This is a genomic window from Kitasatospora purpeofusca (assembly GCF_000718025.1).
GTDB lineage: Bacteria > Actinomycetota > Actinomycetes > Streptomycetales > Streptomycetaceae > Kitasatospora > Kitasatospora purpeofusca.
In genome coordinates, this window is record NZ_JODS01000003.1 from 394,164 (window position 1) to 409,459 (window position 15,296).

Here is a 15,296-nt window from a genome sequence, read left to right on the forward strand (position 1 = left end):
AAGGAGCCACCGGGCAGCAAGCTCGTTACAAATATCGGGACGGATACGGACGGGTGCGTCCGAAAGGGTGGGCTTTTCCGGCGTACGCGGCGCGGCTGCCGCGGTTGTCCGACGTTCCGTCAGTATCAAGGCGGCGTGCGCTATCTCCGCCCCGCGGCCATCGCCGCCGCCTCCTTCGTCCTGCTGCTGGCCGCCGGCGGTCCGGGCGCGAGCGCCGACGAGACCGCGCCGGTGGTCGCCGCCGCCCCCCGGATCCGGGCCACCGTCCTGCCCGACCGGATCGGCCCGCCGACCGCCCGGGCCCGGGACCTCTTCACCGGCGCGGCCTTCGACGCCTGCACCGCGCCACCGCTGGAGACCATGCGGGCCTGGCGCGACGCCTCGCCGTACGGGGCGGTCGGCATCTACACCAGCGGCAGCCAGCGCGGCTGCGCCCAGCCGAGGCTCAGCGCGGACTGGGTGCGGCAGGCCAGGGCGATGGGCTGGCGCTTCCTGCCCGTCCACGTCGGCCTCCAGGCGCCGTGCAGCGAGCTGAGCCGCAAGCCGAAGCGGATCGACCCCGCGCGGGCCGTCCAGCAGGGCCGCGAGGAGGCGGTCGAGGCGGTCCGCGGTCTCAAGGCGGTCGGGCTCGGCAAGGGCAGCCCGGTCTTCCTGGACATCGAGGCCTACCCCCTGCGCGACCCGGCCTGCGGGCAGGCCGTGGTCGACTTCACCCTCGGTTGGACCCAGGCCCTGCACCTGGCGGGCTACGGTTCCGGCTTCTACTCCAGCCTCGACTCCGGCATCGCCGACCTCGCCGCGGCCGCCCGGGCCGGCAGCACGCCGCTGCCCGACACCCTCTGGTACGCCCGCTGGGACGACCGGGCCGACACGGTGGGCGGCGGGGCGCTCGGCCCGGACCTCTGGGCCGGGCGCCAGCGCGTCCACCAGTACCGCGGCAATGTCGAGGAGACCTACGGCGGCGCGACGCTCACCGTCGACCGCAACCAGGTCGACGCCCCGCTGGCCGGCTGAGGCGGCCTCACTCCCGCAGGGCGAGCCCCAGGAAGCCCAGGCCGCCGCAGTGGCGGCAGGTCTGCGGGATGTGCCCGGTGCCGGTCCGGCCCGCGCGCAGGCCCATCCGCGCCTCCGTCCGCACACCCTCCGCGCAGCACGGGCACGGCATCCGGAGCCCGCTCGGCAGCGGCCCCGCCCGTCGGTCGTCACGCCCGTCACCCATGCCCCCAGTATCCCGCCCGTCCCGGCGGCCGTGATCGGGGCAACTGTGCCGGAATGCTGACAGCGGGGGTGCGGCGCGGCACAATCGGGCTCTACTGCCCCGTATTACCGCCCAGTAGCCGGTCTCCGGCCGGGCCAGGGGGCAGCACCGCCGCAGTGCAGCCCAGGTCGAGGAGGACCCGTGTTCAGCACGATGCAGGACGTTCCGCTCACCGTCGCCAGAATCCTTGAGCACGGGGCGACCGTCCACGCCCGCTCGACCGTCACCACCTGGGACGGCACCGGACCGGTGGTCCGGACCTACGCGGAGGTCGGGGCGCGGGCCGCCCGGCTGGCCTGGGCCCTGCGGGACGAGCTCGGCGTCACGGCGGACGACCGGGTGGCCACCCTGATGTGGAACAACGCCGAGCACCTGGAGGCCTACCTCGCCGTGCCGGCGATGGGTGCGGTGCTGCACACCCTCAACCTGCGGCTCCCCGCGAACCAGCTGTCCTTCATCGTCGACCACGCCGCCGACCGCGTGATCATCGTCAACGGCACCGTGCTCCCGCTGCTGGCCGCCGTCCTGCCGCGGCTCGCCCCGACGCTCAAGCACATCGTGGTCAGCGGCCCGGGCGACCGCTCGGTGCTGGCCGGCTTCGAGGGCGGGGTGCACGACTACGAGGAGCTGATCGCCGACCGGCCGACCGAGTACCCCTGGCTCACCGACATCGACGAGCGCCGGGCCGCCGTGCTCTGCTACACCTCCGGCACCACCGGCGACCCCAAGGGCGTCCTCTACAGCCACCGCTCGGTCTACCTGCACTGCCTCCAGGTCAACACCGGCGACAACTTCGCCTTCACCCCGCGCGACACCGCCCTGCCGGTGGTGCCGATGTTCCACGTCAACGCCTGGGGCATCCCGCACGCCGCCTTCATGTCCGGCGCCAACCTGCTGATGCCGGACCGCTTCCTCCAGCCCAAGCCGATGGCCGAGATGATCGCCGCCGTGCGGCCCACCGTCAGCGCGGCCGTGCCGACGATCTGGAGCGGGCTGCTGGACGAGCTGGACGCCGGCGACTACGACACCTCCAGCCTGCGGATGGTCGTCATCGGCGGGTCGGCCTGTCCGCCCTCGCTGATGAAGGGGTACGAGGAGCGCCACGGCATCCGGGTCATCCACGCCTGGGGCATGACCGAGACCTCGCCGCTCGGCTCCTTCGCCCAGCCGCCGGGCGGCCTGACCCCGGAGGAGGAGTGGCCCTACCGGGTCAGCCAGGGCATCTTCCCGGCCTCCGTCGAGGCCAGGCTGATCGGCCCGGGCGGCGAGCGGATGCCCCACGACGGGGTGTCGGCGGGCGAGCTGGAGGTGCGCGGCCCGTGGATCGCGGGGGCGTACTACGGCGGCGCCGGGCAGGACCCGGAGCGCCCGGACGACAAGTTCTCCGAGGACGGCTGGCTGCGCACCGGCGACGTCGGCACCATCACCGCGGACGGCTATCTGACGCTCACCGACCGGGCCAAGGACGTGATCAAGTCCGGCGGCGAGTGGATCTCCTCGGTGGACCTGGAGAACCACCTGATGGCGCACCCGGAGGTGGCCGAGGCCGCCGTGGTGGCCGTGCCGGACGAGAAGTGGGGCGAGCGCCCGCTGGCGACCGTCGTGCTGCGGCCGGGCGCCACCGTCGGGCTGCCGGAACTGCGGACCTTCCTGGCCGGGCGGATCGCGTCCTGGCAGCTGCCCGAGCGCTGGGCGATCGTCGAGGCGGTGCCGAAGACCTCGGTCGGGAAGTTCGACAAGAAGGTGATCCGCGCCGACTACGCGGAGCAGAAGCTGGACGTCACGCTGCTCGGCAAGGAGTAACACCCGGCGGGCCACCCCCGCCGGAACGACCTGGGCCGGCCACCCCCGCAGAGGGGGTGGCCGGCCCAGGTCGTTCCGTACCGCGTGCTCAGCCGGCCGCGGCGACGCCCGCCTCGCCCATGGCGCCGATCCGCCCGAGCAGGTCGACGATCCGGGACTGGACGTCCTCGCTGGTCGAGCGCTCGGCGAGGAAGAGGATCGTCTCGCCGGTGCGCAGCCGGGGCAGCTCGCGCGGGTCGAGGTCCACCGAGGTGTAGACGACCAGCGGGGTGCGGTGCAGTCGGTCGTTGGCGCGCAGCCAGTCCAGCAGGCCGACCCGGCGGCGGCGGATCTGGAGCAGGTCCATCACCACCAGGTTGGGCTGCACGCTGCTGGCCCGGGCGACGGCGTCGTTCTCGTCCACCGCGTGCTCGACGTGCATGCCGCGCCGCTCCAGGCTGCCGATCATCGCGACGGCGATGTCCGGATCGCTCTCGACCAGCAGCACGCGCGGGGCGTGGTTCTCGCCGTCGCGCGGGGCGAGGGCGCGCAGCAGCACGGCCGGGTCGGCGCCGTACGCGGCGTCCCGGGTGGCCTGGCCGAGACCGGCGGTGACCACCACCGGGACCCGGCTGTTCAGCGCGGCGGTGCGCAGCGACTGCAGCGCGGTGCGGGTGATCGGGCCGGTCAGCGGGTCGACGAAGAGCGCGGCGGGGAATCCGGAGACCTGTGCGTCCACCTCCTCGCGGGAGCGGACGATCACCGGGCGGTAGCCGCGGTCCTGCAGCGCCTGGCTGGTGGCCGGGTCGGGCTCGGGCCAGACCAGCAGCCGGCGCGGTCCGCCGTCGGGGGCGGGCGCGGGCACCGGCCGCTCGCCGGACTCGAGACCGCCGCTCGCCGGGGCGATCGCCAGGGCCGCCGGGGCGGCCGGCGTGGGCGCGGCGGGCAGCTCGGCCATCGGTCTCGGCGCGGGCCGGGCCTCGGCGGGGGCGGGCACGACGGCGGCGCCCGGGCCCACCTGGGCGCCCGGTCCCGATCCGCCGGGCACACCGGGCAGGCCGGTGCCGCCGAGCGGCCGCGGCGGGGCCAGCTCGCCCAGACCGGTGCCGACCGGCTGCGGTCCGTCCCCGCCCTCGCGGCGGTCGCCGCCGGGGGTACCGGGCACGGCGCCGTCCGGCAGGGCCGGGGCCGCCGACGGCAGCGCGGGCAGTGCGGCGGGCGCACCCGCCGCGGCGCCGTCGGGCGCGGCCGGGCCGCCGTTCTCGCCGCCGGGACCGGGCGGGACGGCCAGCCGGCGGCGGCGGCCGGTCGGCGTGGGACCGGCGGGCTCGGCCGGAGCCGGGGCCGGACCCGCCGGCAGGGCGTGCTCCAGCCCGGGGTACACGGGGGTCTCGGGAACGCCGGGCAGCGCGAAGCCGCCGGAGGAGTCCTCGTTGCCGGGCAGCGCGCGGCGGCGCCGGGACGGCCGGGGCTCGGAGCCGGACTCGTCCGGACTTCCCGCGCCGTCCTGACCGCCCCGGCCGGCCGCCGGCTCCTCCGGGGAGGGGCCGGGGCCGAGGGCGATCGGTGTGCGCGGGCCGGCCGGAGCGTCGGCGGTCCGGCTCTCGCCGTCCGGGCCGGCGGCTCCGTCACCCGAGGTCGGGGCCGAGGTCGGGGCCGGGGTCGGGTGTCCGGCGTCGACCGGGACGGCGTAGGCGGTGCCGGAGCGGCCGTCGTCCTTGCCCCAGGGGTCGCTCTGCGGGTCGTTCGGGCCGCCGAGGCCCTGCCGCCCGTAGGCGGGGTCGTTGCCGGTGCCGTTCCACTGCTCGGGGACGGCGCGCTCGATCCGGGCCGGGGCGTTCGGCCACTGGTCGGCCGGGATGTCCGGGCGGCCGCCGGTGCCGGGGGCGTCCTGGGCGGTCCCGCGGTCGGCGGTCGGCTGCTCGACGGCGGGGCGCCCGCGCCGGCCCCGGCGCTCGACGACCGGCGCCGGGTCGGTGCCGGGCTCGGCGGCCGGGTCGGCCGGCGCAGCGTCGGGGGCGGCGGTCGCGGAGTCACCGCGCCCGCCCTCCCGGGCGGTGCCGTCCGCCGGGGTGGCGGAGGAGCCGCGATCGGCCTCGGGGCCCGCCGGACGGGGACCGGAGGGCGAGCCGCCCCCGGCCGCCGGCTCCTCGGCGCGCGCGGTGGGCAGCTGCGGGATGCCCGGCAGGTCGGGCAGGACGGCGCTGTCGCTCTCCTTCGGCCGGTCCGAGCGGCCCTCGGCGCCCGCGCGCTCGGCGGCGGCCTTCGCGGCGACCGGGTCCAGCGGCAGTTCGACGACATAGGTGGTGCCGGCGCGACCCGGCAGCTCGTGCGGCTGGAGCACCCCGCCGTGGCGCTCGACCACCGCCCGGGCTATCGGCAGGTGGACGGGGCTGCCGCCGCGCCCGGGGCCGCGGATCTCCACCCTGGCGACCTCGCCGCGCTGGGCGGCGGCCAGCACCACGGCCGGGGTGTCGCCCCCGCCCGGCGGCAGGGCCGGGGTGCCGGGGGCGGCGAGCCCGGGGGAGGGCAGCTCGGGCTCGGCGTCCAGCGACAGACCGACGCCGCTGACGTCCGCGACCAGGTGGGCCAGCGCCTGGGCGAGCCGCTGCTCGTCGGCGATCACCTCGACGGCGGCCGCGTGCACGGAGAACCGCACCCGACCGGCGCCGACCAGCTCGCCCGCGTGCTCGACGGCCCGGCGGACCACCTTGTCCAGGGCGACCGGGACCCGCTCGACGGGCTTCGGCCCGCCGCCCTTGCCGTCCGCGGCCGCCGCGGCGGCGGCGCTCTCGCCGGCCTCGGAGCGCTGGTGGGCCAGCACACCGTCGATCAGCTTGCCGAACCGGCGGCACTCGTCGGCGAGCCGGCGCAGCGTCCAGTTGGCCTCCGGCCAGAGCTGCCCGGCCGGGTCGGCGGCGAGGGTGTCGATCCGTCGGTGCAGCGCGGTCAGCGCGCCGCCGAGCTCGCTCTCCAGGACGGCGGTGAGGTGCTCGTTGCGGGCGACCAGCGCGAGTTCGCGGCTGCGGTCGGTGAAGGTCATGACCGCGCCGACCAACTGGTCGCCGTCCCGGACCGGGGCGGTGGTGAGGTCGACGGTGACCGGCCGGCCGTCCTTGCGCCACAGCACGGTGCCGCGCACCCGGTGCTTGCGGCCGGAGGTCAGGGTGTCCAGCAGCGCGGACTCCTCCAGCGACAGCGGGGTGCCGTCGGCCCGGGAGTGCTGGATCAGCGGGTGCAGCTCACGGCCGCCCAGCTCGCTGGCCCGGTACTCCAGGATGTGCGCGGCGGCCGGGTTGACCAGCACGCAGCGGCCTTCGAGGTCGACGCCGAGCACGCCCTCGGCGGCGGCCCGCAGGATCATCTCGGTCTGCTTGTGCTGACGGCGCAGCTCGGCCTCGACGCCGAGCCGGCCGGTCAGGTCGCGGACCAGCAGCAGGAGCAGGTCGGAGGAGCGGGAACCCTCGCGGTACGGGTCGTAGGGGACCAGCGAGGAGACCGCGTAGCCCCGGCCCTCGCCCGCGCCGGAGCCGTCGTCGTCGAAGTCGTTGCCGGACACCTCGACCGGGAAGGTACTGCCGTCGGTGCGCCGGGCCGTCATCCGGACCGGGCGGTCGAGCGCCTCGTCCTCGCGGGTGGCGGGTCGCATCGAACCGGGGATCCGGCTCGGGTCGAACTCCGGCAGGAGGTCGAGCACACCCATGCCGACCAGTGAGGTGCCGGGCGCCTGGAGCGCCTGTACGGCCGCGGTGTTGGCATCGACGACCGTGCCGTTGCTGTTGACCAGCAACAACGCATCGGGCAGGGCGTCGAGTATGGCGGCGAGGCGAGCAGCGCCTCGGATCGGCCTGCTGCTCACGTCGACAGGTCTCCTCGGCTTCAGGGCAGCTCTCTCCGGAGAGGGCAGTATCTCATTCTTCTTTGCGGCGAGGACGACCCGCCTAGTAACGTTGTCGGCGGTTGGTGCCGGGCCCCCGGGTTGTGGCATCATCACAGGCACAGGGAACGGCTCCGCGCACGCGGGGTTGGTCCATGTGGAGGAGGCTTCGCCTAGTCCGGTCTATGGCGCCGCACTGCTAATGCGGTTTCGGGGTTATTCCTGATCGAGGGTTCAAATCCCTCAGCCTCCGCAGCCGGAAGAGCCCCGTCGACGATCTTGTCGGCGGGGCTCTTCCCATGTCCGCGGCCTGCCGCCGCGGGCCGCCCGAGGTGCCCGGATCAATCGATTTCGCCCCTCGCCGCAGGTCATGTAATGTTGTCCCCGCACCGCCCCGCTGGAACGTTCACCGGGGCGAGCGCTCATAGCTCAACGGATAGAGCACTTGACTACGGATCAAGAGGTTGCAGGTTCGAATCCTGCTGAGCGCACCAAACCCCGCAAGACCGGATCCGTCCGGCACTTGCGCTCATAGCTCAACGGATAGAGCACTTGACTACGGATCAAGAGGTTGCAGGTTCGAATCCTGCTGAGCGCACCAGAAGAGAACCCCCGGCCCTGGTGGCCGGGGGTTCTTTCGTTTCCGGGGCTCCCCGTCGTGCTCCGGGCGGGCGCGGGCGGTCCGGCCCCGCGCGGGGGCAATGGGTGGAATGCGTACCTTTCGGGTACATCCCGTCCTGCCGGGGGCCTGAGGCTGCCAATCGGGTGTCATACGGCCAATAGTGCAAGTGTCGCGGTATGACCGGACCAGGATCGTGATTCCGTTTTGTCACATCTTGTGTCCAGACTGCCCGGTCACCCAGGCCGCCCGGCAGCCGATGTGAAGGAGAGCCGGATGAACCGACAGTTCCCGGCTGCGGCCGGTGCCGCCGCGGTCCTGGTGGCCGGGCTGCTGATCGGTTGGAACCCGCCGCCCTCGGCCGCCCAGCAGTCCCCCGGGAGCTGGAACGCCGAACGCGGCGCGGTGCTGCCCTCCGGGCTCTCCGTCCGACTGGACTTCTCCGCCGACCCCGGGATGTCGGTCACCGCCGGCCCGGGGAAATTGGCGGACCGCGCCGGCGGCGGCCGTTCCCGCGCGCTCTACGCCGACGGACTCCGGCCCGGGGATCCCGCTCAGTCCTTCCGGATCTCCGAGGACCGTCCGCAGACGGACGGTTCCTGGCGCACCGTCGGAACGCTCCGGCTGACATTCTCCCGGGCCGTCCGCAATCCCCGGCTGCACCTCAGCGGACTCGCCGGAATCACCACCGCGAAATCCGGTTCCACCGGCACCGCGACCAGGCTCACCCTGACCGGCGGCTCCCCGGCCGCGCCCACCCTGGTCAACCGCACCGACTGGCCCGGCTGGACGGTCGACGGCAACACGCTCGCCCCCGCCCGGGCCGACGGCGGCGCCGACGGCGACCCCGGGTCCGCCGCCGAGGGCAGCCTGGAGCTGGCCGGCACCTTCCGCACGGCGGTCTTCCGGGTCGAGCGGCGCTCGACCGCCCGGGCCGGATCCACCACCGCCCCGGCCCCGCTCACCCAGGCCTACACGGTCACCCTCGACGAGGGGGTCGGCACCGCGCCGCAGGGCTACGGCAACGCCTCCCACCTGCTCTCCGACCTCTACCTGGGCGGTGACGCCGCCACCCAGGGCGCCAAGGCCGACGGGCGGCCCGGCTGGCTGTTCCGGCGCGCCGACGCCGGGCGGGCGGACGGCGGCGGGGAAGGGTCCGCGGACGGCGGCACCGGCGGCGGGGACGGATCCACGGGCGGCGGCAGTGGTGGGGACGGCGGGGCCAACCCGCCACCGCCGCAGCTCCAGCCCGGCCGGGGCGAGTACCAGGGCGCCGACCCGGCCGTCAGTTACCCCGCCGAGGCGGCGATCGGCCACGACTACCGGCTCACCGTCCCGGTCGCGGTCGGCGACTCCTCCGCCACCCTGGCCGGCTGGGTCGACTTCAACCGCAACGGCCGCTTCGACGCCACCGAGCGGGTGCAGACCGACGTCGCCCCCGGCGGGCACAGCGTCTCGCTGGAGTGGACCGTCCCCGCCGACGCGGCCTCCGGCGAGACCTGGGCCCGGCTGCGGATCGGCCGGGACGCCGCCCAGCTGGTGCCGGCCGGCGGCTTCGCCGACTCCGGGCAGGTCTCGGACCAGCGGATCCGGCTGACCGTCGGGGCCGCCCGCCCGGAGATCTCCGAGCCGGTCGACGGCACCACCCTCGCCGAGGCCCGCCCCCGGATCTCCGGCGAGGGCGCGGTGGCCGGTGCCACCGTCGAGATCCGCGAGGGCGACACCGCGCTCTGCCGGACCCGGGTCGCCCGGGGTGGCGACTGGTCCTGCCGCCCGGACACGGCGCTGGCCGCGGGCCGGCACAGCCTCACCCCGGTGGAGACCACCGGCGGTGGCGTGGTGCTGCGCGGCGAGCCGGTGCGGATCACCGTCAAGACCGCGCCCCCCGGCGCGCCGGTGCTCACCCTGCCCGAGTTCACCAACGACCCGGGCCTGCAGCTGGCCGGCACCGGCGAGCCGGGCAGCACCGTGACCGTGGTCGACCGGTCGGCCGGAACGCGCGAGGCGGCCGCCGGGGGCGGCGGCTCCGGCGGCCAGGGGACCGACCTGTGCAGCACGGGGGTCCGGCCCGACGGCGGCTGGTCCTGCCTGCCGGTGGAGAACCTGGCGGACGGCCGGCACCGGCTCACCCCGACCGCCGCCGACCTCGCCGGGAACCGGACCCCCGGTCAGGCGGTCGAGCTGGTGGTCGACACCGTGCCGCCGGACCGTCCGGTGCTCACGGCGCCGACCGCCGGGGAGACCCTCCGGGTCGCCCGGCCCCGGCTCGCCGGGAGGGCCGAACCGGGGGCCCAGGTGCTGGTCACCGCGCGGCCGGAGCGCGCCGCCGAGGCCGCGCGGATCGTCGCCTGCGGGACGACGGCCGCCGTCGACGGCAGCTGGGCCTGCACGGCGAACCGTGATCTGCCGGAAGGGGAGCAGTGGCTGGTCGTCACCGCGACCGACCTGGCGGGGAACGGGACGGCGGCGGAGGCCGTGGCGGTCACCGTCGCTCCGGCGGGCGGGGCGGTCGCGCCGACGCCCGCGCCGACGCCGACGCCGGACGTGATTCCCACGGTGGTGCCGTCAATGACTCCATCGGTGACTCCTTCGGTGGTTCCTTCAGTGACTCCGGCTCCGACGGCGAGCGTTGCCCCGACGCCGGTACCGACGCCCACGGTGACGTCCACGGGGGCGCCCACGGGGGCGCCCACGGCGGTGACGGTCGTGCCGTCGTCGTCGCCCACGCCTGCGCTCTCCCCGTCCCCGACGGCGGCGGTCCCGTCCCCGACGGTCTCGCCCTCGGTGCCGGTGCCGCCGACCCCGTCGACCCCGTCGGTGCCGTCCGCTCCGTCCGCTCCGTCCGCTCCGTCGGTGCCGTCTCCGACCGTTGCCGAGCCGGTCCTCGATCCGGTCCCGTCGGGGCTGCTGCCGATCGTCGTCCCGCCGGTCGGTGGGGCGGCGGGGGCTCCGGTGGTGGCCTCGCCTTCGCCGAGTGCGGCCCCGGTGGCGGTGGCTTCGGCCACCGGCAGTCCGTCCCCGGTCGTCCCCTCGACCGCTTCCGCCACGGCTCGGCCCAGCTCGTCCCCGACGGTCTCGCCGTCGGTGCCGGTGCCGCCGACCCCGTCGACCCCGTCGGTGCCGTCCACCCCGTCCGCTCCGTTCACCCCGTCGGTGCCGTCGACCCCGTCGACCCTGTCCACCCCGTCCGCTCCGTCGACCCCGGCGGTGCCGTCCCCGACCGTTACCGAGCCGGTCCTCGATCCGGTCCCGTCGGGGCTGCTGCCGATCGCCGTACCGCCTGTAGTGGCCTCGCCCTCGCCGAGCGCGGCCCCGGTGGCGGTGGCTTCGGCCACCGGCAGTCCGTCCCCGGCCGTCCCCCCGACCGCTTCCGCCACGACGTCCCCGAGCCCGAGTCCGACCGTGACCGCGTCCGCGTCCGCGATCCCTGCCCACACTGCCACTCCGACCCCCACCCCCACCCCCACGCCCACTTCCACCGCCACCCCGAGCCCGACGGCGGCGGCCGCCACCCCGACCGGGGCCGACCCGGATCCGGCGGACGTCTCCGCCCCGGACCGGGACCGGTCCGACCGGGTCCGGGGCCCGGCTGCCCCGCCTGAGCGCGGGCAGCAGCGGGCGGCCGGGCCGGTGGACCCCTCGTCGCCGGTGGCTGCCGACCGGCAGCGGTCGGACGCCTGGCGCGGCGCGTTCGCCGGGCTCCTGCTGGTGCTCGCCGGGATCGGGCTGATCACCCGTCGGGTGCTCGCCAGGGGAACCGGGACCCGGAGGCGCTGAACCGCTCCCACCATCCGCTCATGTGCCTGCGCGTCAACTCCGGCTTCGGATGATTCGTCAGGAAATGTCGACACACATAAGCTCAAATGTCGCATTTGATGACGTATGAACTTAGCCTGACTCTGGCACTGCCCGTCAGATCCGGGCCGCCCGTTGCGCGACACACTGAACCTGAGGATCCGTGCATGGACGTCACCCGCGACTCTTCGCAGCGACCCGACCACCTGCCCAAAGCACTTCCCCCGGCGCTGCCGGAACGTTCCGCCTCCGGCTCCAGCCCGCTCGCCAAGGTGTTGCGGACATCCGGGTCGGCCGCCGGACCGGCCGACAGCGGTCCGCCGACCACTCCGCTCACGGTCCTCCCCGGACCCGCCGGCTCCTCCGCCGATCCGCGCGATCCGCTGGAAGTGGCGGAGCCGGCCGCCCGGACGGTCCAGGTGGCCCCGCCGCCGTTCCCGGTCGCGGACCCGTTCCCGGTCGTGGAGCCGGAGGCGGTCCCGGTCGGGATGCCGGCGGCCGCCACCTCGCGCCGGCCGCCGCGCGCCGACCAGGCGCTCCGCGAGCGGAACGCGGCCGGTCTGCCGGGCTGGGTCGCGCTGCTGGCGCTGCTGCTCGGCACGGCCGCGGTCCTGCTGGTGCTGGTGCGCGACGGAGTCGTCCCGCACTGGGACGCGCTGCCCGATCTGCGCGCGGACGCCGCCCGGGCCAGTGGCCGGGCCGAGGTGACCGCCCGTTCGGTAGCCGCCGTGACCGCCGCCGGGCTGCTCGTCGTGCTCGCGCTCGCCGGACTGCTGGCCAACGCCGGCGGCGAGACCCGGGTGCTCACCCGCTGGGGCCGCTACCGGGGCACCGTCCGCCGTACCGGCCTGGTCTGGGTGAACCCGCTGCTGCGCCGTCGCCGGGTGGACGTCCGGCTGCGGCACTGGCGCAGCGAGCCGGCCAAGGTGGTCGACCGCACCGGGACGCCGATCGTGGTCCGGCTGCTGATCGTGTGGCGGGTCAAGGACACCGCGCGAGCGGTGCTGGCGATCGAGGACCACGAGAGCTATCTGCGCGAGCAGGTCCAGGCGGTGCTCACCAGGACCGCCTCCACCCTGCCCTGCGACAGCAACGCGGCACCCGGCCCGGCTCTGCGCGACGGCCAGTGGTTCGCCGACGAGCTGACCCGGGCGCTGGCCGCCGAGGTCGCCCCGGCCGGGCTGGAGGTCTACTCGGCGCAGCCGCTGGCGCTGGACTACGCGCCGGAGGTGGCCGAGTCGATGCGCCGGCGCCGACTGGCCGATCTGGACGCGGGCCTGCGCACGGTGCTGGTGGACGACGCGGTGGAGGCGGCGGCGCTCGCCGTGCGCCGACTGGAGCGCGCCACCGCGCACGAGTTGGACGAGGCCGCCCGGAGTGCGCTGATGGAGCACCTGCTGGTCGCCTTCGTCGCCCCGGCCGGAGTGGCCGCCTCGGTACCGCCCCCGGCCGCCCGGGCCGGGCGGAAGGAAGGACGACCGGCATGAGGATAGCCAGCGGCACGGACGTCGGCCTCGCGTTCGTGGACGGGACCGCCGACGGGTTCGACGCGCGCGACGGCTTCGACGGCTTCGACGCCCACCGGGGCTTCGAGGGCATCGAGGGCCCGGACGGTTTCGAGGGCCTCGACACCCCGGACGGTTTCGAGGAACGCCTCGGCGGCGCGGGCTGCGGCTGCCCGCACTGCGCGGCCCGGCCGCGCACCCCCCGAACGGCTCGGCCGTCCGGGGGCGGCCGAATACACCGGGCGGTGCGCACTGCCTGCCTGGCCACCACCGTGCTGGCCGGCGCCGGGGTGGTCGGACTGACCGCCGGTGCCGGGGCCGCGCAGGCGGCGCCGGGCAAGCAGGGCTGGGACGGTTCCAAGTACTGGTTCAAGAACGCCCGGGGCGAGTGGCGCTGGACCGGCCACTACAGCGTGTACGTGAAGGCCGTGGGCGGCTCCGGTTCCTCGTCCTCCGCCGGCTCCTCGACCACCGCCGGTGGCTCGTCCACAGCCGTTGCCCCGACCGGCTCGACCGGCTCGACCGGCTCGACCGCCCCGACCGGCTCCACCGCGCAGCCGGTCGCTCCCGAAGCGGCCGTCCGCTCCGCCGGACCGCGCCAGGGCTGGGACGGTTCCAGGTACTGGTTCAAGAACGCCCGGGGCGAGTGGCGCTGGACCAGCCACTACGACATCTACCTCGACCGCACCGGCCGGTCGGGCGGCGGGACGTCGGCCGAGGACCAGGCACCCTCCTCGGACCGGGCGGAGTCGGTGATCGGCTACGCGCTGGCCCAGCTCGGCAAGCCCTATGTGTGGGGCGGCGACGGTCCCACCGGTTACGACTGCTCGGGGCTGGTGCAGCAGGCCTTCCGGCGGGCGGGCGTCGCGCTGCCGAGGGTGGCCGACGACCAGTACGCGGCGACCACCCCGATCGCGCAGGACCGGCTGCGCCGGGGTGACCTGCTGTTCTGGTCGGACAGTGGCCGGGCCTCGGGGATCCACCATGTGGGGATCTACCTGGGCGGCGGGAAGTTCGTCGAGGCGCCCCGGCCGGGGAAGACCGTCCGGGTGTCGGTGATCAGCAGCGGCTTCCGGCCGACCCACTTCGGCCGGCCGTGACGGCGGCGGCCCGCGTTGTCCACAGCCTGTGGACGACGCGGGCCGCGCGGCGACGGTGCCGGGGTCAGGCGGAGGCGTCGTCCAGCAGCGCGGTCTGCGCCGGGGTGAGCTCCAGTGCGGCGGCGGCCAGCAGCGGCGGGAGCTGGTCGACGGTGCGGGCGCTGGCGATCGGGGCGGCGACGGTCGGCCGGGCGGCGAGCCAGGCCAGGGCGACGGTGGCGAGCTCGACCTCCTGCTCGGCGGCCACGGTGTCGAGCGCCTCCAGGACCTTGGGGCCGCGCGGGCCGTCCAGGTAGCGGCCGGCCCCCTCGGCGCGGGCGCTGGTCACCGAGGTGCCGCCCGGGCGGTACTTGCCGGTGAGGAAGCCCGAGGCCAGCGCGTAGTAGGGGACGGTGGCGAGGCCGTGCGCGGCGACCACCTCGGCCAGCGGGCCCTCGAAGGTGCCGCGGGAGACCAGGTTGTAGTGCGGCTGGACGGCCACGTACTTCGCCAGGCCCTCGCGCTCGGCGAAGGCCAGGGACTCGGCGAGCCGGTCGGCGCCGATGTTGGAGGCGGCGACGGCGCGCACCTTGCCCTCGCGCACCAGCGCGTCCAGGGCGGTGACGAACTCCTCCACCGGGGTGTCGTCGTCCTGGTGGGTGTAGTAGAGGTCGATGTGTTCGACGCCGAGACGGCGCAGCGAGCCCTCGGCGGAGGACTTGATGTTGGCCGCGCGCAGCCCGCGCGCCTCGGGGTGCAGCCCGACCTTGGTGGCGACCACGACGGAGTCGCGGTTCCCCCGGCTGCGCAGCCAGTTCCCGATGATCGTCTCGGACTCGCCGCCGGTGTTGCCCGGGACCCAGGAGGAGTAGGTGTCGGCGGTGTCCACGAAGTTGCCGCCGGCCGCGGCGTAGGCGTCGAGGACGGCGAAGGACTCGGCCTCGTCGGCGGTCCAGCCGAAGACATTGCCGCCGAGGGAGAGCGGGAACACCGAGAGCTCGGAGTCACCGAGCTGCGCGTAACGGGGGGCGTCGCTGCGGGAATCGGTCATGGTCCGAGTCAACCCGATCGGTGGGACGGACATTCCGGGGTCGTGGGGTACTTCACATGCTTGTCGCACAGTCGTAGTGCGGAGACCGGGTGTCGGGGCGGTCCGCGGATTCGTTAGAGTCCCTGCCATGGCTGACAACGACTACGACCCCGCCGGCAGCACCCAGATGTTCCGGGCCTTCGTCGACGAGACCCCGGCACCCCAGGCGCCGGGCTCCGTCAACACCTACGGCGCCAGCGGCAGCCGCACGGGCATGATCGCGGCGATCGCCGTGGGTGTGCTCGTGGTGGTGGGTGCCGTCATCTGGCTGGCGGTCAAGTAACCCTCGTG

9 protein-coding genes and 3 tRNA genes are annotated in these 15,296 nt (G+C 75.5%); 9 read left to right on the forward strand and 3 right to left on the reverse strand.

Annotated features, from left to right (window positions below; genetic code table 11):
• Positions 1 to 135 precede the first annotated feature (135 nt).
• A complete protein-coding gene (locus IF01_RS0107765) occupies positions 136 to 1,014 on the forward strand; it encodes a DUF1906 domain-containing protein (protein WP_051740523.1) in 879 nt (292 codons plus the stop codon).
• Positions 1,015 to 1,021: 7 nt separating this feature from the next.
• On the opposite strand, the gene IF01_RS48120 is transcribed toward IF01_RS0107765, so the two are convergent.
• Positions 1,022 to 1,219 (reverse strand): hypothetical protein, encoded by a 198-nt coding sequence (locus IF01_RS48120; protein WP_149030314.1) that lies wholly within the window; start codon positions 1,217 to 1,219, stop codon positions 1,022 to 1,024.
• Between the two features lie 180 nt (positions 1,220 to 1,399).
• On the opposite strand from IF01_RS48120, the gene IF01_RS0107775 reads away from it, so the two are divergent.
• A complete protein-coding gene (locus IF01_RS0107775; RefSeq protein WP_030392553.1) occupies positions 1,400 to 3,061 on the forward strand; it encodes a long-chain fatty acid--CoA ligase in 1,662 nt (553 codons plus the stop codon).
• Between the two features lie 88 nt (positions 3,062 to 3,149).
• On the opposite strand, the gene IF01_RS0107780 is transcribed toward IF01_RS0107775, so the two are convergent.
• Complete coding sequence (locus IF01_RS0107780; RefSeq protein WP_063764162.1) at positions 3,150 to 6,899, reverse strand: response regulator; 3,750 nt, start codon at positions 6,897 to 6,899, stop codon at positions 3,150 to 3,152.
• 180 nt (positions 6,900 to 7,079) lie between these two features.
• Here IF01_RS0107780 and IF01_RS0107785 point away from each other — a divergent pair.
• The 6 genes from IF01_RS0107785 (at position 7,080) to IF01_RS43665 (ending at position 13,936) form a co-directional block, all read left to right on the forward strand.
• Positions 7,080 to 7,170: transfer RNA gene (locus tag IF01_RS0107785), tRNA-Ser, on the forward strand.
• A 165-nt stretch (positions 7,171 to 7,335) separates the two neighbouring features.
• Positions 7,336 to 7,411: transfer RNA gene (locus tag IF01_RS0107790), tRNA-Arg, on the forward strand.
• Positions 7,412 to 7,442: 31 nt separating this feature from the next.
• Positions 7,443 to 7,518 (forward strand) — tRNA-Arg (locus IF01_RS0107795).
• Between the two features lie 294 nt (positions 7,519 to 7,812).
• Entirely contained in the window at positions 7,813 to 11,313 is a 3,501-nt protein-coding gene (locus IF01_RS50920) for an Ig-like domain-containing protein (protein ID WP_037779201.1), read from the forward strand.
• Between the two features lie 185 nt (positions 11,314 to 11,498).
• Complete coding sequence (locus tag IF01_RS0107805) at positions 11,499 to 12,818, forward strand: SPFH domain-containing protein (protein ID WP_051740521.1); 1,320 nt, start codon at positions 11,499 to 11,501, stop codon at positions 12,816 to 12,818.
• A complete protein-coding gene (locus tag IF01_RS43665) occupies positions 12,815 to 13,936 on the forward strand; it encodes a C40 family peptidase (RefSeq protein WP_030392556.1) in 1,122 nt (373 codons plus the stop codon). The genes IF01_RS0107805 and IF01_RS43665 overlap by 4 nt, the downstream gene beginning before the upstream one ends.
• A gap of 64 nt (positions 13,937 to 14,000) precedes the next feature.
• Here IF01_RS43665 and IF01_RS0107815 read toward each other — a convergent pair whose 3' ends face one another.
• The gene (locus IF01_RS0107815; RefSeq protein WP_030392557.1) at positions 14,001 to 14,966 is read right to left on the reverse strand and encodes an aldo/keto reductase; all 966 of its coding nucleotides are present in this window, start codon (positions 14,964 to 14,966) and stop codon (positions 14,001 to 14,003) included.
• Positions 14,967 to 15,093: 127 nt separating this feature from the next.
• Between IF01_RS0107815 and IF01_RS0107820 the strand changes: the two genes are divergently transcribed.
• Positions 15,094 to 15,288, forward strand: a complete 195-nt coding sequence (locus IF01_RS0107820) for a hypothetical protein (protein WP_030392558.1) — start codon at positions 15,094 to 15,096, stop codon at positions 15,286 to 15,288.
• Positions 15,289 to 15,296: the final 8 nt, after the last annotated feature.